Genomic DNA, 22,670 nt, shown 5'->3' with positions numbered 1-22,670 from the left:
AGGCCTACGTAACATAGTGCCCCCTCTGTGGCGGAGGTCACCTATATTCAGGTGACCTCCGTTCTTTAGAGGACGGTTTCTTGGTACTTTAAAAGGCATACTTTTAAGATAAATTTAAGTTTTACTTGCCGAGAAACCCATTCGCCTCCACCGGCGAGCCTTCCTCTTCTGAGCGGCATCTCACTATCCATAGTTCGGCATGAAGGGAGGATGCATGGAGTTTTTGACCAACCTCATCAACGGCATAAGCTTAGGCAGTGTGTACGCCATTATCGCTTTGGGCTACACCATGGTCTACGGCATTGCGAAGATGCTCAACTTTGCCCACGGCGACGTCATCATGGTTGGTGGCTACATCGCGTTCATGACCCTGTTCTACCTGGGGATGAACCCCCTTATCTGCGTCCTCATCGCCATTTGCGGCTGCACTCTGTTGGGCATTCTTATCGAGCGCGTAGCCTACAAGCCACTGCGCCAGTCCCCAAGCCTTACGGTGCTCATCACCGCTATTGGCGTTTCCTATCTGCTGCAAAACCTGGCGCTGCTCATCTGGGGCTCCAATCCCAAGGTGTTCCCCTCCATTGCCGCAGGTTTGCCGAGCCTTCAGCTCTTCGATGGACAGCTCAATATCTCTGCTGAGACTCTCATCACCATCGGCGCAAGTGTGATCATCATGGTCGTGTTGGGCCTGTTCACCGCCAAAACCAAGATGGGCAAGGCCATGCGCGCCTGCTCTGAGGATCCCGGTGCCGCTCGACTCATGGGCATCAACGTGGATACCACCATCTCTACCACTTTCGCCATTGGCTCTGGCCTTGCGGCAGTAGCAGGCGTACTCCTATGCAGTTCCTATCCCACCCTCATGCCCACCACTGGTGCCATGCCCGGCATCAAGGCTTTTACCGCTGCCGTGTTTGGTGGTATCGGCTCGATTCCCGGTGCCGTGTTAGGCGGCGTGCTTCTCGGCATAATTGAGATCTTCGCCAAGGCCTACATTGGCACGCAGCTGGCTGACGCTGTGGTATTTGCCGTACTCATCATTGTGCTGCTCATCAAGCCTTCGGGCCTTTTGGGCAAGTATGTGCCCGAGAAGGTGTAGGAGGTGGCTATGCAAGCAACGACTGTGACAAAAAGCACTCCCTCCTTCAAGGACCGTTTGTTGGAGGCTTTCAAGGGGACCTTTGGTACTTACTTTTTGGTGATTGTGGCCTTCCTCATCGTGCAAGGCTTCATTGTTACCGGATCTATGTCCAGCGCTCTTCAAGGCCAGCTGGTGCCCATTTGCGTCTATGTGTGCGCGGCGGTGTCTCTGAACCTAGTGGTGGGCATTTCGGGAGAGCTTTCTTTAGGACATGCGGGCTTTATGTCGGTGGGTGCTTTTACCGGCTGCATCATGGCCTCGATGCTCGCGCCGATTATTCCCAACGTTTTTTTGAGGCTTTTGATCTCCATTCTTACCGGCGGCTGTTTTGGCGCCGTGGCAGGGTTTATCGTAGGCGTGCCTGTTATGAGGCTCTCTGGCGACTATCTGGCCATCGTTACCCTTGCCTTTGGCGAGATCATCAAGAACATCTTGAACAACCTCTATGTGGGCTCTGACGCTTCTGGCCTTCATGTGTCCATGAGCTCTGTGCAGGATCTGGGCATGACCAACGGCACCGTCATCATCAACGGCCCTCAGGGTGCAGTGGGCATCTCCAAGCTTTCCACCTTCGTGATGGGCTTCCTGCTTATCATGTTCACCCTTTTTGTGGTCTCCAACCTGGTGCGCAGCCGTTCCGGCCGCGCCATCATGGCCGTGCGCGACAACCGTATCGCGGCAGAGTCAGTGGGCATCAATGTCACCAAATACCGCCTCATGGCCTTTGTGGTCTCCGCAGCCTTGGCGGGCATGGCAGGCACCCTCTATGCCATGAACTTCTCCAGCGTGGTTGCCAGCCGCTTTGACTACAACACCTCCATCCTCATCCTGGTCTACGTGGTGTTGGGCGGCATCGGCAACATTCGCGGATCCATCATCTCGGCCACCATCCTCACCATCCTGCCGGAGTTCTTGCGCTTCATGGCCGACTACCGCATGCTTATCTACGCTGTCGTGCTCATCTGCGTCATGGTGCTCCCCAATGTTCCTGTAGTCCAGCGCTTCATGGAAGCCTTCAAGGCCAAAGTGCCTTGGCTAAGCGACAAGGACGCCTTAGAAGAGCCCGATCTAGCAGAGGAGGGGGGCAACCGTGGCTAAGAACTCTCAAGACAACAAGAAGCTCTCCTCCCGGGCTGCCCAAGGGTCCTATAAGGCACAGGCTGCCAGGTCCCGCGGAGACAAAGTGGAGTCCACTGCTCCAGCACCTACCACGGCAAAGCAACATACCCGCATGGTACCCCTGCCATCAGATGGCATCGTGCCTGAGCGCGACGTCTTTTCCACTCCTGTGCTTGAATGCCGCCACTTAGGCATAGACTTTGGCGGCCTCCATGCCGTAGAAGACTTCAACCTCATTGTGGGAAAGACCGAGATCGCTGGGCTCATTGGACCCAACGGGGCTGGCAAAACCACAGTGTTCAACCTGCTTACCAAGGTCTACCAGCCCACTCGAGGCACCATTCTTTTGGACGGCCAAGACACCGCAGGGATGGGTGTCGCCAAGGTAAACCAGATGGGCATCGCCCGCACCTTCCAAAACATCCGTCTCTTCTCGAGCCTCACAGTGGAAGAGAACGTCACTATCGGCCTGCATAACTCAGTGAAATGCGGCATGTGGAGCGGCATCTTCCGCCTGCCTCGCTATTGGCTCTCCGAGAAGGAGTTCCACGACCGCTCTTTGGAGCTTCTGGACGTCTTTGGCATGGCCGATCTCGCTCATGTCCAGGCAGGAAACCTGCCCTATGGCGCCCAGCGCCGCCTGGAGATCGTGCGCGCCCTCGCCACCGGCCCCAAGCTTTTGCTGTTGGACGAGCCTGCAGCCGGCATGAACCCCAGCGAGACCGCCGAGCTCATGGAGAACATCCGCAAGATTCGCGACGAGTTCAAGATCGCCGTGCTCTTGATCGAGCATGACATGAACCTCGTCATGGGCATCTGCGAAGGCATCGCAGTGCTCAATTTCGGCCGCATCATCGCCAAGGGGACGCCTCAAGAGATCCAGGGTAACCCCCAGGTCATCGAGGCATACCTAGGCACGTCTGCAAAGGAGGCATAAGGCTATGGCACTTTTGGAAGCCGATAAAGTCAACGTCTTCTACGGCAACATCCATGCCATCAAAGATGTTTCCTTTGAGGTAAACGAAGGCGAGGTCGTCACTCTCATCGGCGCCAACGGCGCTGGCAAGACCACCACGCTCAACACGGTCTCGGGCCTGCTTAAGCCCCGCAGCGGCGCCATTACCTTCAATGGTGAGAATCTGGCGCATGTGCCTGCTCACCATACGGTAGCCAAAGGCATGGCCCTCTGCCCTGAAGGCCGCCGCGTCTTCCTCAACATGAGCGTGCGCGAGAATTTGGAGATGGGCGCATTTGTGCGCAAAGACAATCAAGTGGGGGAGACCCTTGAGATGGTCTATGAGCGCTTCCCTCGCTTGAAAGAGCGCGAAGGCCAGTCTGCCGGCACCCTTTCCGGCGGCGAGCAGCAGATGCTTGCCATGGGTCGCGCTCTTATGAGTCGTCCTAAGCTCCTCATGCTCGACGAGCCCTCCATGGGCCTTGCCCCAATTCTGGTGGATGAGATCTTCGACATCATCCGCAGCCTTCACCAGTCCGGCACCACCATCCTGCTGGTAGAGCAAAACGCCGCCAAGGCGCTCTCCATCGCCGATCGCGCCTATGTCCTCGAGACGGGCCGCGTCACCATGAGTGGCAACGCAGACGAGCTCGCTCAGGATGACCGCGTGCGCAAGGCCTACCTGGGCGGCTGAGCTCTAAGATTCTGTTTCTTGTGGTGCCTGGCTTTACACCTAGCGCATTTCTTGCCAAGAAACGCGGCCTCAATTCTTGCACCTTGCGCCTAGCTGGCAGATTCTCTGCGGGCTAGGCGCTTTAGTAAACAATAGGTCACGGGCTGCAACCCAAGACTTTACTGTGATAAAGTGCTTGCAGACACTTTACTAAAGTAAAGCATCGACTCTATCCACGAGTTTTTGGATGTTTGGCTAAAGGAGTCTCTATGATTCACAGCACCCCCCGAGGGTTCCGCGACATACTTCCTCAGGAGGCATTGACTCGCGAAAAGATCGCCGGCCGCGTACGCGAGGTCTTCTCTGCTGCCGGATATCTGCCTGTTGAGACGCCGCTTTTGGAGTCTCGGGAAGTGTTGGAGCGAGCGGGGCGCATAAAAGGCGTGCCCTTTCAACTGATCGACGACGATGACCGCCTGCTCATGCTCAGGCCGGACCTCACACTTCCCATTGCACGCATGGTGGCGAGCCGCTTGAGTGATCCCGCGGGATTTCCGCTGCGTCTACGCTATCAGGCGCCGGTGGTGCGAGAGCAGCAGTCGCTGAGAGGGGAAGCCCGCCAATTCACTCAGCTGGGCATCGAGCTTGTAGGTGCTCCAGATGGCGAGGCCGAGCAAGAGGTGCTCCAGCTTCTAGCCCAGACACTGGATGCTGCAGGAATTAAAGGTTGGACTATCGTATGCGGCTCGGTGCAGCCGTTGCGTGCAGCCCTGGATGTTTCGGGCTTATCGGAAGAGCAAATCCAAGAGGTGCTCTCCCTGGTTCATGAGAGCGACCTGGTGGGCCTAGATGCCTATTTGGATGTCTGTGGGCTTTGTGGGCCAGCTGCTCAGGCTATTCGCGAAATCCCAAGGCTCTCCGGTGGTTCAGAAGTCATAGGCGCTATCGACGCCCTGTTGGAAAAAGCCCAGGTAGAACCCGACCAAAGGGGCACCCAGGAGCTTTCCTGGCTGGTGGGTAGCCTGGATGTCAACGGATCGCCCTGGACGCCTTCCTTCGATTTCTCAATAATCAACTCGTTTGATTATTACACCGGGTTGATCTTCAAGGCCTATGCGCCTGGCTGCTCGGCTTCGGTGGCTTCTGGCGGTCGCTATGACGCCGTTCTCTCCAATCTGGACGCCAGGGCTGCCGCCTGTGGGTTCGCGCTCTCGCTAGAGCGGGTGCAGGCCTCCTTGGATGCCGAGAAGGACATCCGCAAGCGCCCCCTGCGTATTGCAGTGCCTAAAGGCTCCCTTTTCGCTCCTACGGTCGAACTGTTAAAACGTGCAGGGCTTCCCACCGAGGAGCTCGACGATCTGGGCCGCAAGCTTATCGTCAACGCGGGGGAGGTGGAGTACCTCATCGTGCGTGCCACCGATGCGCCCGCTTTTGTGGCCTATGGCGGCGCTGACTGCGGAATCTGCGGCAACGACTCGCTTTTCGAGGCGAATCTGGACCTTATACAACTGGTGGATCTCAAGGTGGGCGCCTGCCATTTTGTGGTGGCAGAGCCAGCCTCTCGCAAGGGTTTCGCAGAGAAAGCCTTTGCCCGCCGAGGCTCTTATCGGGTGGCCACCAAGTACCCTCGCATCACCCAGGCCTACTATGACTCCATAGGCTGCCCGGTAGATATCGTGGCGCTCCACGGAAACATCGAGCTTGGCCCCATCGTGGGAATGGCCGACCGCATTGTTGACATCACTGCTACAGGCACCACCCTCAAAGAGAACGACTTAGTGGTGGTAGACGACGATGTAATGAACTGCTCCGCCCGTTTCTTCGCGAGTCCTGCGGCCTATCGCAGAAATCCCCAGGTCCGCACGCTGGCAGAGGCCCTCTCTCGCATCTCTTAAAAACTCTCGTCCGCTACCTCGAAGGGAAGGAAATCCACCATGAAGCCGCCCACCATGCGTCAGGTCACCCTGCAAGCGGGCCAGCAACTCACCAAAGCCCAACTCCACAGGTCTGGGGCGCTGCCGGCATCGGTTGTAGTGGCTGCCGAGAAGATTGTGGCCCAAGTGCGCGAAGACGGCGACGCTGCGGTGCGTCGATTCTGTCTCAAATTTGACGGCGCCTGCCCCAAGCAGTTTAGGGTTCCCCAGAGCGTCATCCAAGAGAGCCTGGACCTGGTAGACCCTGCCTTTTTAGAGGCGCTTCACAAGGCTCACCGCCAGCTCACCGAGTTCCACCAGCGCGAAGTGGTGCAGTCTTGGTTTTCCACCCGTCCTGACGGCACCTTGCTGGGAGTGAAGATCTCTCCTTTGGCTTCGGTGGGCGTCTATGTGCCCGGAGGCCGCGCCCAGTATCCTTCCACCGTGCTCATGAACGTAGTGCCCGCCAAGGTCGCCGGTGTCGACCGCGTGGTCATGGTAACCCCGCCTCAGCGTGATGGCTCGCTTTCGGCCTATACGTTGGCTGCCGCAGCGGTAGCCGGTGTCGACGAGGTCTATGCCGTAGGAGGCGCCCAGGCCATCGCTGCTTTGGCCTACGGCACCCAAGAGATCCCAGCGGTCTCCAAGATCACCGGCCCCGGCAACGCCTATGTAGCTGCAGCTAAACGCTGTGTGTCCGGCGATGTAGGCATCGATATGATCGCCGGTCCCTCTGAGGTGTGCGTGCTGGCAGATGAGAGCGCCAATCCAGCCATCGTGGCTGCAGACCTCATGGCCCAGGCCGAGCACGACCCTCTGGGTGCCTGCTACCTGGTGACCTGGTCTTCCACCTTGGCCCGTCAGGTGCAGCAGGCGCTGGACCTCTTGGTGCCTCAATCTCCCCGCGCTGAGGTCACTGCTGCCTCTTTGGCAGATCAAGGCCTCATCGTGCTTGCTGCCTCTAAAGAAGATGCCGTCGCTGCCACCAATGCGGTGGCGCCCGAGCACCTGGAGCTCCACTGTGCCGACGCCCTCCACCTCTTGGGATCCATCCGCAATGCGGGCGCCATCTTCGTGGGCCCCTGGAGCTCTGAGCCTCTGGGCGACTACGTGGCCGGTCCCAACCACACACTTCCCACCGGAGGCACCGCGGCCTTCTCCAACCCGCTTTCCGTGGACGACTTTGTCACTCGCTCTTCGGTCATCTGCTACAGCCCCGAAGGCATGCTGGCCGATGCCCAGGCCACCCAAACCTTGGCTCAAGGCGAGGGACTGTGGGCCCATGCTCTCTCGGTAGGCATGCGATGCCGTGAGCTAGAAGATGCCGAGAAGGACGCGCTCCCCCAATCCCTGGATTCCATCTGCGCCGACGTCTTTACGGTAGCTTGGCCAGAGCCGCTTCAGGAGCCGGGGCGTCCCGCCCTGGATTTCGATCTGGATGCCACCCTTTAACCGTACATCACTATCAAAGGAGAGGCTATGGCTCTATCGCCCTGGGTGCAGTCATTGGTAAGAAGCGAAGTGGCTTCGCTGGAGCCCTACGATCCTGCCTTCACTCTCTGTGATGTCAATCTGTCTGCCAACGAGAATACCTGGCCGCAGTCAGAAGCATTTAGGCAGGATTTGGACTTGGCTCTGTCTCAGGTTCAGGTCCATCGTTATCCAGACCCTTTAGCCCATAATCTCAAAAACTCCCTTGCTCAGTGGCTGGGAGTGGCTCCAGAAACCCTCATCGTGGGAAACGGCGGCGACGAGTTGCTATTCAATCTCTTCCTTGCCTTTGGAGGTTCCGGCAAAGTGCTGGTCAACATGCCTCCCACTTTCTCTGTCTATGAGCTTTACAGCAAGCTGTTAGGCACTCAGGTAGTCAATGTCTGGCGTGATCCTGAAACCTTCACACCGCTTTGGGATCAGACCCTAAACGCGGCTGCCACTGCAGATATTGTAGTGGTGACCTCGCCCAATAATCCTACTGGAGACCTGGCTCCATTGGATAAGATTCAGGAGCTATGCGAGTGCTGTCCCGGTGTGGTGATGGTAGACGAGGCCTACGGTGAATTTGCTCCTCCAAACAGCTCGGCGATGCCGCTGCTTGGACGCCATCCTCGACTCATGGTGCTCAAAACCCTCTCCAAAGCCTTTGGGCTTGCAGGCGCGCGCTTGGGATATGTGGTGGCCTCTCCTGAGGTCATCGACGTCTTTGCAGCCGTCCGCCAGCCCTATTCGGTCAACAGCCTGTCCCAAGCGGCAGCACAAGTCGCATTGAGCCATAAAGGCGAATTGTTGAAAACGGTGGCCTCTATCTGCCAAGAGCGGGCTTCTCTCGCCCAGCAACTGCGAGCCTTAGGCTGCGAAGTCTGGGACTCGGAGGCCAATTTCTTGCTGGTGCGCCTACAGCATGCGCACCAAGTCCGACAGGCGCTCATCGACAGGTATTCCATTTTGGTGCGCGATTTCTCCCACAGTCCCGGCCTTAGGGACTGCCTGCGCATCACCGTGGGCACTCCAGAAGAGAACCAATCTGTGATCAAGGCGTTTCGCGAGCTTTTATCCCAAGGCACGTCCAGCTAAAACCATCTACTATGCCTAAAGACAAAGGAGGTTGCCCATGAGATGCGCCACGCTTTCCCGTGCCACCCAAGAGACCGCCATTACCATCAGCTTGAACCTCGACGGTACCGGCCAGGTGGATGTGCATACCGGAGTGGGGTTCTTTGACCACATGCTCTCTGCCTTTGGACGTCATGGCCTCTTCGACCTTAAGGTCCAATGCGAAGGAGACCTTGAGGTAGACGCCCATCATACGGTAGAAGATGTGGGCATCGTGCTGGGGGATTGCTTTGCGGCTGCCCTGGGATCCAAGGAATCTGTCACCCGCTTTGCGCAAGCCATGGTCCCCATGGACGAGGCATTGGTGCTCTCTGTGGTGGACATCTCTGGTCGTGGCGAGCTTTTCTGGGACGTGCCCATCCAAGTTCCTCAGGTAGGGAACTTCGACACCCAGCTGGGCCATGAGTTTTTCGCAGGCCTTGCCCGCAATAGCGGCATTACCTTGCACATGCGTGAGATTGCGGGCGAAAACGCCCATCATATCCTCGAAGCCTGTTTCAAGGCTGCAGGCCGGGCATTGCGTTTTGCCTGCGAACTCGATTCGCGAGTAAGCGGCATCCCCTCAACCAAAGGCACTCTCTGATGACGATTCTTGTGGTCGACTATCACAAAGGCAATATCTCCTCTGTCGTGCGTGGCCTTGAGCGCGCCGGAGCCTTCGCCCATGCCACCGACGACCCGGCTGCCATCGCCAAAGCCTCCGCATTGGTCGTGCCCGGCGTGGGCGCCTTTGCTGATGCCATGGACTATATGACGAGCTCCGGACAGGCCGCAGCCATCGTCGAAGCACTGGAGGCGGGAGCTGCGTTTCTCGGTATCTGCCTAGGGCTTCAGCTCTTGGTGGCAAAAGGCAACGAGAACGCCCAGCATGATCAATGGGTCGAGGGGCTAGGCGCGCTTCCAGGAAGCTGCACGCGTCTGGAATCCTCAAGGCTCAAAGTGCCCCATGTAGGTTGGGACACGTTGGACATCACGCCGCTGGGGCGCCATTGTCCGCTGCTTTCGGGCATCTCTGAGGGCACACATATGTATTTTACACATTCTTATGCGCTTGCCTCAGACTTCCCTGCCCAACTTGTGGGTGCCTACACTCACTACGGGCGCAGTTTTGCCTCTGTGGTGTGGGATGGCGGCTCTGTCTTTGGCTGCCAGTTCCATCCTGAGAAAAGCTCCGGCGCAGGGCTTAAGGTGCTTCAAAACTTTGTAGCTCAGGCAGGGGAGGGGCGCTCATGATTCTCTTTCCTGCCATCGACCTCATTGGCGGCAAGGTGGTGCGCCTCAAGCAAGGGAAGCGCTCTGCTGTGGATATCTATGGGGATGATCCCCTCGCTCAGGCACAGGCCTTCGCTCAGGCAGGGGCCGCCTGGGTCCATGTGGTGGATCTCTCCCGTGCCTTTGGAGAAGACGAAGAGTCGCTGGCTGCCAACCAGGCCGCCATCACAGCTATCTGCCAGTCTGGGTTGCTTCACATGGATGCCGGTGGCGGCGTGCGCACCATGGCAGATGTCCAGCGGCTCGCGGAGGCGGGGGTTTCTCGGATAGCCCTTGGCACTCAACTGGTCAAGGATCCTGCCTTTGCAAAGGCAGCCGCTCGAGAATTTGGCGATCTTTTAGTGGCCGATGTGGCCGCAAAGGACGGCCAGGTCCATGTGAACGGCTGGCGCGAAGATGTGGAGCTGTCGCTAAACCAATTGGTAGACGAGCTTTGCAGCTGGGGTTACAAGCATTTGGTCTACACCGATATCGCTCGTGACGGCTGCAGTTGCGGCATTGACGCAAGGGCCTACGAGATGCTCGCGTCAAGATGCGGCTTTCCGGTGGTGGCTTCGGGAGGCATCGCCTCTCTGGAAGACATCCGCGCGCTCTGTGCCATGGGCGACGAGGTCATTGAAGGCATTATCGTGGGCCGTGCGCTCTATGAGGGTCAGGTAGACCTTAAGGAAGCTCTCGAGCTGGTACAGCCTGCTACTCAAACGTTGGAGGCCGGATGTTAGCTAAACGTGTGATTCCCTGCCTTGACGTCAAGGCAGGACGCGTGGTCAAAGGGGTGAACTTTGTCTCACTGGTGGACGCCGGCGATCCGGTAGAGCTAGCTGGCGCCTATGACCTAGAAGGCGCCGACGAGGTAATCTTTTTGGACATCACTGCCACCAGCGACGAACGCGCCACCACTATCGACATGGCTTCTCGCGCAAGCGAGAAGCTGCGCATCCCCTATACGGTAGGCGGCGGCTTTCGCGACCTGGAGTCCATGCGTACCATGGTGGCCGTAGGCGCCGACAAGGTTTCTGTGAACTCGGCAGCAGTGAAGAACCCTGAGCTTATCTCTGTGGCCGCCCGGGCGTTTGGCAGCCAAGCGGTGGTTGTGGCCATCGATGCCAAGCAAACGGGTCCCAATAACTGGGAAGTCTATACGGCTGGCGGCCGTACTCCCACTGGCATAGATGCAGTCGCTTGGGCCCAGGAGGCCGCTCGCCGAGGCGCTGGCGAGATCCTTCTTACCTCCATGGACCGAGACGGCACCAAAAGCGGCTTCGATATCCCCCTCACCCGCGCCGCAGCTCGGGCAGTACCTGTACCGGTCATCGCTTCGGGCGGCGTGGGAACGCTGGAACACTTCGCCGAGGGCATCCTCGACGGCGAAGCCGACGCCGTCCTTGCCGCCTCCGTCTTCCACTTTGGCACCTTCTCTATCCGCCAAGTCAAAGAGTATATGGCTTCCCAAGGCATCCCCGTGCGCCTCGATTTTTAATGCTTGCCGAGAAACCTACACCCCCACCGCAAGGAGTCTTCCTGTGACTAGTTATGCAGGCGAAACCTGTGAACCCACACCTCTTGAGGCCGTCACGCTCAAACTGGATGAGCATGGACTCATACCTGCAGTAGTGCAGCAATCGGATACCCATGAAGTGCTTATGGTGGCTTGGATGAGTGAGGAGTCGCTGAAGCTCACCTTAGAGACGGGCACAACCTGGTTTTGGTCCAGGTCGCGCCATGAGCTTTGGAACAAGGGCGCCACCAGCGGAAACATTCAAACCGTAAGATCTTTGCTCATAGATTGCGACAACGACACCTTGCTGGTGGAAGTGGATTCTCCGGGTCCCGCATGCCACACTGGGCATCGATCTTGTTTCTTCAGGGAGCTGGCTCCCGATGCCGCTATAGCTGCAGAAGAGGCCCCACAGCAAGGAGACGTCCAGAGGCCCTGAGGCATGGCCTTCTCGGCAGCAGAAGCAGCGCAGCATCGCATATGGCAAGAGGACATCGAAGTGTTTGGAGGAGCTCCATGGGAGAGCGCACATTGCATGTGGAAGCTGGCGATTTGGGCGCGACGCTGGAATCGCTCGCAGCCACTATCCACGGTCGATGGGACCATGACCCACATGAGAGCTACACTGCGCTGCTGCTTACAAGTCCTGAAGACAAGCGGCTCAAAAAGGTAGCAGAAGAGGCTGTCGAGGTAGTCATGGCAGCCAAGGATCACGACCATGACCATGTGCGCTATGAGGCAGCCGATCTCATTTATCACTTGATGGTGGTGCTCGAGGCAGAGGGCGTGAATTTGGACGAGCTTGCAGGAGAGCTAAACGCCCGTATGGGCTAACCGGAACCTCCGGGTTACCCGTTTCAGTCGTGAGCCCTGCAGAGCTACAGAGCTACAGAGCTACAGAGCTACAGAGCGCCAGCCTTCTGTGGAAGGCACTTCTTGGAATCGATAGCCTAGATCCCAGGCAACCCTGTGTGCCTCGGTGAGATCGGCGCCCACGTCTCGTGCTCTATGGGCATCGCTGCCAAACGTGACGGGCACTTGGGCATCAGAGAAATGCTTGAGCAGGGGAGTGTCTGGATAAAGGCGTTTCCCACCTTTACGCAAGAGCGCTGTGGAAACCTCGACGCGGCGATGAGTGTCATGGGCGCATTCGGCCATAGTCTTATAAAGGGGCTCCAAGTCTATGGAAGGTGCATAACCTTCATGCCAGAAGCGGGCAGGCAAGTCTGGGTGCGCCATGGTGTCAAAATCAGCAGTGCTTTCGCAAGCGGCACACCAAGCTTCTACGTAGCGCTGCCACACAGTGTCGGGGCCCTCATCTTCCCAAAACGAGAGGTCCTCAGGATCATCTATGGGGCGACCATCCACCCAGTGAACCGAGCCTAAGCGTATCTGCACCTCCTGGCTCCAACGCTCTATAAGCGGTTCGCAGCCTTCGTACCAATCGCATTCGGCACCCCAGAGCACAGGAATAGAAACACGGGCAGCAGCCTCCGTAATTTCCTGCCGCCAGAGGGGGAGGTCTTTCTCGGCAACGGAGCACTCAGCCCGAGGATCTAGCCACACAGGCAGAGTAAGGTGATCGGTGATGCATAGAAGATCGAGGCCCGCTTGTTCAGCGACTTCCACCATGGCTTGGGGGCTATCGGCGCCATCGGAAAAGTAGGTGTGCGAATGGGTGTCTACCAACATAGTGAATCCTTTTAAAAGCTTGCACACTGCCTTTGAACTACGAACGCTCAATGAGAGTTTAGCAATGCTCGGTGGCAAATAATCTTTTGAGGCTACTTTTACTTGTACACTAAGAAGGGGTCAAGCTGCCGTTGGCGGAATAACGGGCACCGCTGGTGCACTACAGCTACCATTCAGCGAAATGAAATGAAATCAGGGTTGCCTAATATCTACGCAATGTTATAGGAATAAGATAATATTATGATATCCATAAAACTAGTTACGCATAGAGATACTTCGATACAGTAGAACTTACGGAATAGTGTCTAAAAATCCCTAAAATGCACCAATGTAAGGATTGGGATTAGACAACCGTTCACGGAATAGTTACAAAGCCCACTTGCATCGGATATGAAGAATATTTTGATGCCCCCTTTATCAAAACTAAACATGTCTAAATCCACAGGTAAGATGCCTATTTAGCCCCTATAGATATACCTTTTTCCGTCTGTCGAGCATCTCCTAGAGCTGGTGTACAACTCGCTGTCGTTTGCGGAGAATCATATCAGCTGCGAAGTGGATCTTTCAGTTAACCCTTAGGATTAAACGCAGTTGTAAGCGCGAGGAGAACCTCGCAACGGGCAGACAGGAGAATGCAATGTTTAAGAAGGGCATGACTCGTCGTACTTTCGTCGGCCTCTCCGGCGCCGCCGCTGCTGTGGCGGGCCTGGGTCTTGTAGGCTGCGGCGGCACTGACGACAGCTCCACCTCTACTGAGGGCGGCAGCGATCCCAACGCTACCCTCACTGCTGGTCTTGCGTACCAGAACCAGGGCAACCTGGATCCTCTGTCCACCTCCAGCGCCACTGGCATGGCCGCCAACTGGTGCGTGGCCGAGGGCTTCTTCGAGTTCGACTACGCCAAGATGGAGGCGTACAAGGCTTTGGCGGCAGAGGACGAGCTCACCAAGGTTTCTGACACCGAGTACACCGTAAAGCTGCGCAAGGACGCCAAGTTCTCCGACGGCACCGCGGTTACCCCCGAGGACGTCATCAAGTCCTGGCAGCGTGCCGCTGGCAAGGACGAGGAGTACGCCGGCAACATCTACGTGCCCATGCTCTCCTTCATCGAGAACGTCGAGGCCGACGGCGAGGATGGCGTGAAGTTCACCCTTAACGTCGCCTTCGACCCCGAGATCATGAAGAAGCGCCTCTGCATCATCAAGGTGTGCCCCGCCTCTATGTCCAAGGACGATCTTACCAAGCTCCCCATTGGCACCGGTCCTTGGAAGTATGATTCCTCTGATCCTCAGTCCATCAAGCTCTCTGTGAACGAGAACTACAACGGCGATCGTCCCGCCTCCAACCCTGTCGAGTTCTCCGTCCTTGTGGACAACGATCCCCGTGTGACTGCCATGACCGAGGGCACCACCATGATTTGCGAGGCCGTCCCCGCCGATCAGATCGACAACTTCAAGAACCAGGGCATCACCGTCGACGAGGTCCAGGGCTTCAACCTTCCCTTCTTCATGTTCAACACCAAGAAGAAGCCCTTCGATGACTACCGCGTGCGCCAGGCCTTCTTCTATGCCGTTGACACCGAGAAGCTCATTGAGAACGCCCTCTCCGGCCTTGCCAAGCCTGCCACCTGCTATCTGCCTGAGAATTTCCCCGGCTACCACAAGGCTTCCACTGTCTACACCTACGACGTAGACAAGGCCAAGAGCCTGCTGGACGAGGCTGGCGCCGCAGGCACCTCCCTGACCCTCCAGACCACCGACACCGCTTGGATCAAGGACATCGCCGCCCAGATCCAGCAGGATCTCCAAGCCGCTGGCCTGAATGTCGAGCTCAACTCTCAGAAGAGCTCCGACCTCTACGCCAACCAGGCAACCCCCGATGCCTCCGGCGTATGCCCCTACGACGTAGTGCTCGCCTCCGGCGACCCCTCCGTCTTTGGCAACGACCCCGACCTGCTCATGAGCTGGTTCTACGGCGACGGCATCTGGACCCAGTCTCGTTACGGCTGGCAAGAGGATCCCAAGTGCCAGGAGCTTCAGGCCCTCATGGCCAAGGCCGTTACCCAGTCTGGCTCCGAGCAGCAGGATACCTGGAACCAGTGCTTCGACCTCATCGCCGAGCAGGTGCCCCTGTATCCTTTACTCCACCGTGTGACCCCCACTGGCGTCTGGGCAGACAAGATCGACGGCTTCCAGGCCATTGGCTGCACCGGTGTCGACCTCGTGGGCTGCAAGGCCAAGTAACTCTTTTCCCGTGAACCCAGCTTGCCGCTTTTGAAGCTGGCCGTGGAAAGAAGCGTGACCCCGTGGGCGCGGGGAGGCGTCTCTTCCATGCCTCCCCGCGCTCCTTCCTTGTCGATAGTATCCATCAATTACCGAATTAACAGAAAGGAGAGAACAGCGTGAATAACCTAATCAGGCTTATTGGACGCCGCCTTATCGCTCTGCCGATCATGGTTTTAGGTGTAACCTTCCTGGTGTTCTTCGTGATGTCCTTCTCTCCCGTTGACCCGGCCTATGGTGCGCTTGGCGAAGGCGCCACCCAGGAAGCCGTCCAACTTTACCGAGAAAAGCATGGTCTTGATCAACCGTGGATCGTACAGTACGGCGATTTTCTCGGCGGTATGTTTCAGGGGAATCTGGGCGAGTACGGTGTGAATGCCGCTTCAGTAGCTGAGCGTGTTTCTAAAGCGTTCCCTGTCACCATGCAGCTCACGTTCTTTGGCCTCATTATTGGTGTCGTCATCGCGTTCATCCTTGGTGTGGTAGCAGCAGTCTATAGAGACAAATGGCCAGACCAGGTCATTCGTATCTTCTCCATCGCATGCATTGCCACGCCCTCCTTCTGGCTCGCAGTACTTTTGATCCTGGTGTTCTCTATCAATCTCAAGCTGCTGCCTGCATCTGGCGTTCTTCCCCCGCTGTTTACCGGTGGCTGGTGGGCTCGCATGCTTCTGCCCGCTCTGGCACTTTCTGTGCCCCTGGCGGGTCAGCTCACCCGTGTGATCCGTACTTCTATGGCTGAGGAACTGGATCGCGACTACGTGCGCACCGCTATTGGCGCAGGCGTTCCCCGCGGCACCGTTATTGTGAAGAACGTGCTGCGCAATGCCATGATCACCCCGGTTACTGTCCTGGGCCTGCGCATTGGCTACCTCATGGGCGGCGCTGTGGTAATTGAGGTCATCTTCAACCTCCCCGGCATGGGTATGGCTATTCTCGACGGTGTTTCCTCGAACTTCCCCACACTGGTACAAGGCGTCACCCTGGTGGTTGCATTGGCCTTCATAGTGATCAACATCGTGGTAGACATGCTCTACATCCTTATCAACCCTCGAATCAGGAGCGTGTAGCATGGCAGAGACCGTACAGCGCCGCTCTGGCATAGCTCGTCGCTGGGCTGCTATGAGCATTGGCTCCAGGATCTCCATTGTCGTGCTCATCCTGGTTGCTTTCATCGCCTTGTTCGCAAACTTCCTGGCACCTCACGATCCCTTTGAGATCTTTAAGGCTCGCCAGGCTCCTAACGGCGAGTTCCTTTTTGGTACTGACGAGAAGGGTCGTGACATCCTCTCTCGTATGATGTTTGGTGCCCGTTACTCGTTGGCCATCGGCTTTGGTGCTACCACATTGGCTTTTGTGGCTGGTTGCATCATTGGTTCTGTGGCTGCCGTGAGTCGCAAGTGGATCTCTGAGGTCATCATGCGAATCATGGATATCATCATGGCTTTCCCTGGCATCGCTTTGGCTGCCGTGTTTGTATCCGTCTTCGGCAACTCAGTACCCTCCATCGTATTGGCCATCGGCTTCATTTACATTCCTCAGGTAACCCGTATCGTGCGTGCAAACGTGGTTGCCGAGTATGGCGAGGACTACGTCCGTGCAGTAGTGGTCTCCGGCGCCAAAGCCCCATGGATCCTGCTCAAGCACGTCATGCGTAACTGCATAGCCCCCATCTTGGTCTACGTCATCGTGCTGGTGGCCGACGCCATCATCCTGGAGGCTTCGCTGTCCTTCATCTCCGCCGGCATTCAAGAGCCCACCCCCACTTGGGGCAACATCCTCTCTGACGCTCGCTCTGGCGTGTTGGCCGGCCGTTGGTGGCAGGCGCTCTTCCCCGGCTTGGCAATCATGATCACGGTCCTTTGCCTGAACATCTTCTCCGAAGGCATCACCGATGCCATGGTGGCCGCCCCCAATGCCCCCATCGAGGACGATGGCAAGCATGCCCGCAAGCAGGACCGCTTGCTGTTTGACCCTGTCCGTGCTTATGAGGAGCAGAAGGCTTCCTTGGACGCCTCGCTCAGCGCGCTGGCTAAGGTAGAGGCCAAGCGTCACGACCGCCATGAGCCCGATAACTCTGTGGCGCCCATCCTTGAGGTAAAGAACCTCTGCATCAAGTTCCCTCGCCACGGTGACGTGAACGTGGTTGACCACGTGAACTATGCCGTACGCCCTGGCCAAACCATGGGCCTGGTAGGCGAGTCCGGCTGCGGCAAGTCCATCACCGCCCTCACCATCATGGGCCTTATTGACTCGCGCGCCCAGATCTCCGGTGAGATTCTTTACCAGGGCAAGAACCTGCTTGAAATGTCCGATCAGCAACGCAATGACCTTCGTGGCCATGAAATTGCCATGATCTATCAGGACGCCCTCTCAGCCCTGAACCCCTCCATGCTCATCAAGAATCAGATGAAGCAGCTCACTGATCGCGGCGGCACCCGTTCTGCCGAGGAGCTCCTGGAACTTGTAGGCCTGGATCCTGCCCGTACCCTTGAGAGCTATCCGCACGAGCTCTCCGGTGGCCAGCGCCAGCGCGTCCTCATCGCAATGGCGCTCACCCGCGATCCCAAGGTGATCATTGCCGACGAGCCCACCACCGCTCTTGACGTGACGGTACAAAAGCAAGTCATCAAGCTTCTGAACGACCTTCAAGCCAAGCTCGGCTTCGCCATGATTTTCGTCTCTCACGACCTCGCGCTGGTGGCTGAAGTGGCCAACTACATCACCGTCATGTATGCCGGTCAGGTGGTAGAGCAGGCTCCCACCATCGAGCTGCTCATGCACCCCACTCACGAGTACACCCGCGGCCTTCTGGGCGCCGTGCTCTCCATCGAAGGTGGCGCCGGCCGCCTGCACCAGGTACCCGGCACAGTTCCCAGCCCCAAAGACTTCAACGACGGCGATCGCTTCGCTCCTCGTTCGAGTCATCCCACAGTGGGCCTCAACGTGCACCCTGTCCTCAAGAAGATCCCCGGCACCGAGCACTATGTCGCCGAGCTGCCTGATGAGGAGCTCGCCAAGAACGGACTCACTACTCGTGTCGTCGCCTATAGCGAGACCGAGACTGTAGTAACCACTGCTGAGCCTGCCAAGAAGGGAGATGCCTAACCCATGAGCGACACCACGACTCAAACTCCCACCGCGGTAAACGACGGGACTATCGACGGCGTCCAGCCCATCATCTTCCTTGACGACGTGAAGGTGACTTTCAAGACTCGTACCGGCTCCCTGCTCCACCCCAACCTGGTGCATGCGGTGAAGGGTGTTACCATGCGCGTCATGCCTGGTAAAACTTTAGGCATCGTAGGCGAGTCCGGCTGCGGCAAGTCCACCACCGCCAACGTGATGTGCGGCCTTCAGCCCCCCACTTCCGGCAAGGTCTTCTTCAAGGGCAAAGACGTCACCAAGCGTACGGCTGCCGATCGCAAGCACATCGGTTCGGTGCTGTCCGTGGTCTTTCAAGACCCAGCCACCGCGCTCAACGCCCGCATGTCTGTGCACGACCAGCTTCTGGATCCCATGTTGGTGCACAAGGTGGGCGACCCCGACTCCCGCGAGGATCGAATCCGCGAGCTCATTGGTCTTGTCGGCCTTCCTTCTTCTGCTTTGGATGCCCTGCCCGGACAGCTCTCCGGCGGTCAACGCCAGCGTGTGGCCATTGCCCGCGCGCTGTCCATCGGCCCTGACTGCATCATCGCCGACGAGCCCACCTCGGCCCTCGACGTGTCGGTGCGTGCCCAGATCCTGAATCTGCTTACCGACCTCAAGCACGAGCTGGGTTTGGCTATGGTCTTCATTAGCCATGACATCCAAACTGTGCGCTACATCTCTGATGAGATCTGCGTCATGAATGGCGGCACCGTGGTAGAGCATGGCAATGCCAAGCAGATCTTCGAGGATCCCAAGGATCCCTATACCAAGCTTCTATTGGGAGCAGCTCCTTCGCTGCTCCACCCCAAGATCTAGGAGTTAGGCTAAGATCTCGGTTTCCTAAGGCCTGGGGCCTCACCAGGCTCCAGGCCTTGTTATTCGCATTTGCGCCCATAAGTGGCGCGCCAGACATGAAGGGAGCTCGTTATATGAGCTCGGATTTCAAGATCTCCGGTGTTGTTCCTCCCGTAGTCGTCCCCATGGCAGAGGACGGCTCCATTGACCGCGAGGCCTATGAGAAGCACCTCAACCGCATGATCGATGCCGGTATTGACGGCCTTTTCTTCCTGGGCTCCTCTGGCGAGGTAGCCTTCTCTACCGACGAGCGTCGCAGTGAGATCATCGAGATCGGCATGGAGATCAACCAGGGGCGCCTGCCGGTTCTCGCTGGCTGCATCGATATGCAGACCAACCGTGTAATCGAACACGCACGTGCTATGGAGCAGCTGGGTGTTGACGCCATCGTCGCCACCGCGCCTTTCTATGCCATTCCCGGCCCCGGCGTGATTGCCAATCACTTTCGCGCCATTCATGAGGCGGTAGACCTCCCGCTCTTTGCCTACGACATCCCTGTATGCGTCAATACCAAGCTGGGTTGGCAAGAGCTGGCTATGCTTGGCGCCGAGGGTACGCTGGCCGGTGTTAAGGATTCTTCGGGTGATGACGTGTCATTCCGTTTCTTGGTCCGCGAAAACGACCGCAACGGCCACCCCATGAGCCTGCTTACTGGCCATGAGGTAGTGGTTGACGGCGCATATCTGGCTGGTGCCGATGGTTCTGTGCCCGGCCTTGCCAATATCGATCCTGTCTCCTATGTCAAGATGTGGAAGGCCTATCAGGCTGGTGACTGGGCACAGGTCAAGGCCATTCAGGACTACCTGGCAGACCTTATGCTCATCACCCAGGTCACTGTTGGCGTTGGTGGCTATGGCGCAGGTGTTGGCGCCTTTAAGACCGCTCTTAAAGAAATGGGCATCTTTAACACCAACCGCATGCCTTCCCCTGTGGATGCTCTCGAGGGCGAGAATGTCGAGGCTATTCACTCTGTGCTGGTAGATGCCGGTTTGATCTAGCAATCAATGGCAAGGGGAGAGGTGGCAAAACTCCGCCCCTCTCCCTTTGTCGTACGTATAGGAAGAGGGAGGTCCCATGGACCCTACCCGTGTAGTTGCGGTAGACATTGGCGGCACTAAAATCGCTACGGGCATCGTCACCTTTGATGGTGATTCCTTCCCTGAAGTTTCCTCTGTAGAAAGGATTCCCACCGATCCCTTACGCGGCGGTACGAGTGTGCTCCATGATGTGATCCGCTCTATCAAAGCAGCCATTGAGTGTGCCGAAGGACCTGTTGCAGGCGTTGGCATCTCTACCGGTGGTGTGGTGAATCCCAAAACCGGCGATATCACCTATGCCAACGAGATGATGCCGGGTTGGTCTGGCACCAAATTAGGGTCTGAAGTCGCTTCTGCCACGGGCCTTTCTTGTCGTGTGCTCAACGACGTGCATGCCCATGCGCTGGGCGAAGCTCGGTGGGGCGGCGGCAAAGGCATGTCTTCTGTGTTGGTGGTGGCCATTGGCACTGGAATCTCCGGCGCCATTGTCGACAACGGGAAACTGCGCCTTGGCGTTCACGATATGGCCGGCAATATTGGCCATATGGCCTGTGAGGAAGCCGCAGGCATCCCTTGTACCTGTGGAGCCACTGGCCATCTAGAGTCCATTGCCGCAGGTCCGGCTATTGTCGAAGAATATATACGTCTCTCCGGCAATGACAAAGACGCCCAGGACAACCCTATTGGCGGCGCTGCCATATCTCAGATGGCTGAGTCTGGAGATCAGGCTGCTATTGCTGCCGAGGAAAGAAGCGGCCTTGGCTTGGGCGGCGTACTTGCTTCCGCGGCAAATTTGATCGATCCGGAAGCCATTATTCTCTCTGGCTCTGTGGTCGAATGCGGTCCTGTATGGCATAACGCACTTGCCCGTGGCTACGCATCGCGTGTGATGGAGCCTGTGCGCGATCTTCCTATCGAGCGCGGAGCTCTTGGTAATGATGCGCCCCTCTTAGGAGCCGCAGAACACTTCATTGATGACGGCTACGAGAAGTAAGTCCTTTGTGACATCTCGCTTCTCTTTTGCCTGCCGAGGACTTCGGTAATCCTCCTGTCTTATCGGAGTCCTCGGTCTCTTTGGTTGACATTTCGCTCTCAGCCTCATATTCACAAGCTCTGGTATGAGAGCAGCAGATGTCTCTTGCTATCTTTCGCCCCTACTGCAACTCGCGTGTAACGCGAGGGGATGGAGCTCCCCATGTCAGTTCATCCACTGGTGCAATCGCTAAAAGGCACCCTTATCGTTTCCGTCCAGGCCTATCCCGGTGAGCCTCTCCGTCATCCTGAGACTATGGCCCAAATTTCTCGTGCATGTGAGCTAGGAGGCGCCTCCGCTATTCGCTGCCAAGGCCTCTCAGACATCTCTGCCATCAAGGGCCGCGTAGAGATTCCCGTCATCGGTCTTTGGAAGGAAGGCCACGAAGGTGTCTACATCACCCCTACGTTGCGCCATGCGCGGGCATGCTCTATGGCAGGTGCTGACATAGTTGCTCTTGACGCAACGGACAGGCCTCGACCTGATGGCCTCACATTCGAAGAGACTGTAACCGCTCTCAAAAAAGACGGCGTGCTGCTCATGGCCGACTGCTCTTCCATTGAAGACATTCGTCGGGGCTTCGCTGTTGGATGCGATATCTGCTCCACGACGCTCTCTCATGCCGGTGCAGCCATTGACCAGGCGGCCACTCAGGGTCCCAACCTTGGGCTTCTTCGCCAAGCCTCTGAAGAATTCCCTGGCAAACCAGTGATTTGCGAGGGCAGCGTTCATTGTCCCCAAGATGCCAAAGACGCCATCGACGCAGGTGCCTGGGCAGTAGTCGTTGGCACCGCTATCACACACCCTACCTCTCTTACCAGCTGGTTCTGTGATGCAGTGCGATAGTTGCGGTGCCAATTAAGCCTATTGATAAGACCTGCTTGAATAATACGATTTTCATCCATCCAGTGAATGGCCTCATCCCATAGACGAATGAGGCCATTTTCATTACCAGACACAACTTAAAGATTCACATTTTGGAGAACTTGACCCCCAGAAGCTTACGCTTGGAATCTTTAGGTGCTGAAGTGGTTCCACAAAAAGGAATAGCCCCGTCCTCCTCTGAGAAATAGCGCACCTGAAGACCTTCTACATGAAGGCCCTCTTCTCCTATAGGGAGATCTTTGATATAAGAGGTCGGTATAAAACGATCGAGAAGAGCCTCTGCCCAATCCCTGCGAAGCCTGCGACTTGCCCCATGCAAGTCGCAAAGAGTGGTATAGACATCGATCTCTTCGTCTGAAGGTTCATAGCCGTAGAGCTTAAAGTAGCTATCTCGCGCCCAATTCTCAAAAAGCGATCGCAAGAGGGGAGGCATAAAGCATATTTTGCTAAAGCTGGAGATAGAATAAGTTACAGCTCCCATAGATGGCTCCATCCTCCAGGCAAGTCTAGAAGATAAGTGATAAACCGCATCCCATCTCTATGATAATCATCGATA

The 22,670-nt window shown here is 57.1% G+C and carries 22 protein-coding genes; 20 read left to right on the top strand and 2 right to left on the bottom strand.

Annotated elements, in window-relative coordinates; translation table 11 throughout:
- Positions 1-214: 214 nt before the first annotated feature.
- The 13 genes from OR601_RS04370 (at position 215) to hisE (ending at position 12,015) form a co-directional block, all read left to right on the top strand.
- Positions 215-1,099, top strand: a complete 885-nt coding sequence (locus OR601_RS04370; protein ID WP_136012716.1) for a branched-chain amino acid ABC transporter permease — start codon at positions 215-217, stop codon at positions 1,097-1,099.
- A gap of 9 nt (positions 1,100-1,108) precedes the next feature.
- Complete coding sequence (locus tag OR601_RS04365) at positions 1,109-2,239, top strand: branched-chain amino acid ABC transporter permease (protein ID WP_265592344.1); 1,131 nt, start codon at positions 1,109-1,111, stop codon at positions 2,237-2,239.
- A gap of 133 nt (positions 2,240-2,372) precedes the next feature.
- Positions 2,373-3,197 (top strand): ABC transporter ATP-binding protein, encoded by an 825-nt coding sequence (locus OR601_RS04360; protein WP_136012767.1) that lies wholly within the window; start codon positions 2,373-2,375, stop codon positions 3,195-3,197.
- Positions 3,198-3,201: 4 nt separating this feature from the next.
- Positions 3,202-3,909, top strand: a complete 708-nt coding sequence (locus OR601_RS04355; protein WP_265592343.1) for an ABC transporter ATP-binding protein — start codon at positions 3,202-3,204, stop codon at positions 3,907-3,909.
- Positions 3,910-4,157: 248 nt separating this feature from the next.
- Positions 4,158-5,783, top strand: coding sequence for an ATP phosphoribosyltransferase (gene hisG, locus OR601_RS04350; protein ID WP_265592342.1), 1,626 nt, complete (start codon positions 4,158-4,160; stop codon positions 5,781-5,783).
- 54 nt (positions 5,784-5,837) lie between these two features.
- The gene (hisD, locus tag OR601_RS04345; RefSeq protein WP_265592371.1) at positions 5,838-7,253 is read left to right on the top strand and encodes a histidinol dehydrogenase; all 1,416 of its coding nucleotides are present in this window, start codon (positions 5,838-5,840) and stop codon (positions 7,251-7,253) included.
- A gap of 27 nt (positions 7,254-7,280) precedes the next feature.
- The gene (gene hisC, locus OR601_RS04340) at positions 7,281-8,372 is read left to right on the top strand and encodes a histidinol-phosphate transaminase (RefSeq protein ID WP_265592341.1); all 1,092 of its coding nucleotides are present in this window, start codon (positions 7,281-7,283) and stop codon (positions 8,370-8,372) included.
- Positions 8,373-8,409: 37 nt separating this feature from the next.
- On the top strand, positions 8,410-8,994 hold the full coding sequence (hisB, locus tag OR601_RS04335; RefSeq protein ID WP_265592340.1) for an imidazoleglycerol-phosphate dehydratase HisB: 585 nt from the start codon (positions 8,410-8,412) through the stop codon (positions 8,992-8,994).
- Complete coding sequence (gene hisH, locus OR601_RS04330) at positions 8,994-9,644, top strand: imidazole glycerol phosphate synthase subunit HisH (RefSeq protein ID WP_265592339.1); 651 nt, start codon at positions 8,994-8,996, stop codon at positions 9,642-9,644. The genes hisB and hisH overlap by 1 nt, the downstream gene beginning before the upstream one ends.
- Complete coding sequence (locus tag OR601_RS04325) at positions 9,641-10,405, top strand: 1-(5-phosphoribosyl)-5-[(5-phosphoribosylamino)methylideneamino]imidazole-4-carboxamide isomerase (protein WP_265592338.1); 765 nt, start codon at positions 9,641-9,643, stop codon at positions 10,403-10,405. The genes hisH and OR601_RS04325 overlap by 4 nt, the downstream gene beginning before the upstream one ends.
- Complete coding sequence (gene hisF / locus OR601_RS04320; RefSeq protein WP_265592337.1) at positions 10,399-11,163, top strand: imidazole glycerol phosphate synthase subunit HisF; 765 nt, start codon at positions 10,399-10,401, stop codon at positions 11,161-11,163. Before OR601_RS04325 ends, hisF begins: the two co-directional genes overlap by 7 nt.
- 43 nt (positions 11,164-11,206) lie before the next feature.
- The gene (gene hisI, locus OR601_RS04315; RefSeq protein ID WP_136012725.1) at positions 11,207-11,620 is read left to right on the top strand and encodes a phosphoribosyl-AMP cyclohydrolase; all 414 of its coding nucleotides are present in this window, start codon (positions 11,207-11,209) and stop codon (positions 11,618-11,620) included.
- Between the two features lie 77 nt (positions 11,621-11,697).
- Positions 11,698-12,015 carry a phosphoribosyl-ATP diphosphatase gene (gene hisE, locus OR601_RS04310; RefSeq protein WP_265592336.1) on the top strand — a complete coding sequence of 106 codons (318 nt, stop codon included), beginning with the start codon at positions 11,698-11,700 and terminating at the stop codon, positions 12,013-12,015.
- Between the two features lie 60 nt (positions 12,016-12,075).
- Here hisE and OR601_RS04305 read toward each other — a convergent pair whose 3' ends face one another.
- Positions 12,076-12,873: a PHP domain-containing protein gene (locus OR601_RS04305; RefSeq protein WP_265592335.1), complete on the bottom strand. Its 798-nt coding sequence runs from the start codon at positions 12,871-12,873 to the stop codon at positions 12,076-12,078.
- A 637-nt stretch (positions 12,874-13,510) separates the two neighbouring features.
- Here OR601_RS04305 and OR601_RS04300 point away from each other — a divergent pair.
- The 7 genes from OR601_RS04300 to OR601_RS04270 all read left to right on the top strand — a co-directional run bounded on the left by OR601_RS04300 (position 13,511) and on the right by OR601_RS04270 (position 22,075).
- Positions 13,511-15,115 (top strand): ABC transporter substrate-binding protein, encoded by a 1,605-nt coding sequence (locus OR601_RS04300; protein ID WP_265592334.1) that lies wholly within the window; start codon positions 13,511-13,513, stop codon positions 15,113-15,115.
- Positions 15,116-15,273: 158 nt separating this feature from the next.
- Positions 15,274-16,224 (top strand): ABC transporter permease, encoded by a 951-nt coding sequence (locus OR601_RS04295; protein WP_265592333.1) that lies wholly within the window; start codon positions 15,274-15,276, stop codon positions 16,222-16,224.
- A 1-nt stretch (position 16,225) separates the two neighbouring features.
- A complete protein-coding gene (locus OR601_RS04290) occupies positions 16,226-18,262 on the top strand; it encodes a dipeptide/oligopeptide/nickel ABC transporter permease/ATP-binding protein (protein WP_136012730.1) in 2,037 nt (678 codons plus the stop codon).
- Positions 18,263-18,265: 3 nt separating this feature from the next.
- The gene (locus OR601_RS04285; RefSeq protein ID WP_136012731.1) at positions 18,266-19,120 is read left to right on the top strand and encodes an ABC transporter ATP-binding protein; all 855 of its coding nucleotides are present in this window, start codon (positions 18,266-18,268) and stop codon (positions 19,118-19,120) included.
- Positions 19,121-19,233: 113 nt separating this feature from the next.
- Positions 19,234-20,157 (top strand): dihydrodipicolinate synthase family protein, encoded by a 924-nt coding sequence (locus OR601_RS04280; RefSeq protein ID WP_265592332.1) that lies wholly within the window; start codon positions 19,234-19,236, stop codon positions 20,155-20,157.
- Between the two features lie 76 nt (positions 20,158-20,233).
- Positions 20,234-21,190, top strand: a complete 957-nt coding sequence (locus OR601_RS04275; RefSeq protein ID WP_265592331.1) for an ROK family protein — start codon at positions 20,234-20,236, stop codon at positions 21,188-21,190.
- 201 nt (positions 21,191-21,391) lie between these two features.
- Positions 21,392-22,075: an N-acetylmannosamine-6-phosphate 2-epimerase gene (locus OR601_RS04270; RefSeq protein WP_265592330.1), complete on the top strand. Its 684-nt coding sequence runs from the start codon at positions 21,392-21,394 to the stop codon at positions 22,073-22,075.
- Between the two features lie 124 nt (positions 22,076-22,199).
- Here the strand turns inward: OR601_RS04270 and OR601_RS04265 are convergent, their stop codons facing one another.
- A complete protein-coding gene (locus OR601_RS04265) occupies positions 22,200-22,595 on the bottom strand; it encodes a hypothetical protein (RefSeq protein ID WP_136012735.1) in 396 nt (131 codons plus the stop codon).
- Between the last annotated feature and the right edge of the window lie 75 nt (positions 22,596-22,670).

Origin of the sequence: Leptogranulimonas caecicola (assembly GCF_023168405.1) — a bacterium.
Taxonomy (GTDB): Bacteria; Actinomycetota; Coriobacteriia; order Coriobacteriales; family Atopobiaceae; genus Leptogranulimonas; species Leptogranulimonas caecicola.
This window is presented reverse-complemented; position numbering and strand designations above follow the sequence as displayed.

Coding starts and splice junctions, on each gene's coding strand:
- hisF (WP_265592337.1), top strand. CDS start 10,399: ATGTTAGCTAAACGTGTGATTCCCTGCCTTGACGTCAAGGCAGGACGC.
- OR601_RS04300 (WP_265592334.1), top strand. CDS start 13,511: ATGTTTAAGAAGGGCATGACTCGTCGTACTTTCGTCGGCCTCTCCGGC.
- hisG (WP_265592342.1), top strand. CDS start 4,158: ATGATTCACAGCACCCCCCGAGGGTTCCGCGACATACTTCCTCAGGAG.
- OR601_RS04305 (WP_265592335.1), bottom strand. CDS start 12,873: ATGTTGGTAGACACCCATTCGCACACCTACTTTTCCGATGGCGCCGAT.
- OR601_RS04365 (WP_265592344.1), top strand. CDS start 1,109: ATGCAAGCAACGACTGTGACAAAAAGCACTCCCTCCTTCAAGGACCGT.
- OR601_RS04275 (WP_265592331.1), top strand. CDS start 20,234: ATGGACCCTACCCGTGTAGTTGCGGTAGACATTGGCGGCACTAAAATC.
- hisH (WP_265592339.1), top strand. CDS start 8,994: ATGACGATTCTTGTGGTCGACTATCACAAAGGCAATATCTCCTCTGTC.
- OR601_RS04270 (WP_265592330.1), top strand. CDS start 21,392: ATGTCAGTTCATCCACTGGTGCAATCGCTAAAAGGCACCCTTATCGTT.
- OR601_RS04370 (WP_136012716.1), top strand. CDS start 215: ATGGAGTTTTTGACCAACCTCATCAACGGCATAAGCTTAGGCAGTGTG.
- OR601_RS04265 (WP_136012735.1), bottom strand. CDS start 22,595: ATGGGAGCTGTAACTTATTCTATCTCCAGCTTTAGCAAAATATGCTTT.
- OR601_RS04280 (WP_265592332.1), top strand. CDS start 19,234: ATGAGCTCGGATTTCAAGATCTCCGGTGTTGTTCCTCCCGTAGTCGTC.
- OR601_RS04290 (WP_136012730.1), top strand. CDS start 16,226: ATGGCAGAGACCGTACAGCGCCGCTCTGGCATAGCTCGTCGCTGGGCT.
- OR601_RS04355 (WP_265592343.1), top strand. CDS start 3,202: ATGGCACTTTTGGAAGCCGATAAAGTCAACGTCTTCTACGGCAACATC.
- hisE (WP_265592336.1), top strand. CDS start 11,698: ATGGGAGAGCGCACATTGCATGTGGAAGCTGGCGATTTGGGCGCGACG.
- hisD (WP_265592371.1), top strand. CDS start 5,838: ATGCGTCAGGTCACCCTGCAAGCGGGCCAGCAACTCACCAAAGCCCAA.
- OR601_RS04285 (WP_136012731.1), top strand. CDS start 18,266: ATGAGCGACACCACGACTCAAACTCCCACCGCGGTAAACGACGGGACT.
- hisC (WP_265592341.1), top strand. CDS start 7,281: ATGGCTCTATCGCCCTGGGTGCAGTCATTGGTAAGAAGCGAAGTGGCT.
- OR601_RS04325 (WP_265592338.1), top strand. CDS start 9,641: ATGATTCTCTTTCCTGCCATCGACCTCATTGGCGGCAAGGTGGTGCGC.
- OR601_RS04360 (WP_136012767.1), top strand. CDS start 2,373: ATGGTACCCCTGCCATCAGATGGCATCGTGCCTGAGCGCGACGTCTTT.
- hisB (WP_265592340.1), top strand. CDS start 8,410: ATGAGATGCGCCACGCTTTCCCGTGCCACCCAAGAGACCGCCATTACC.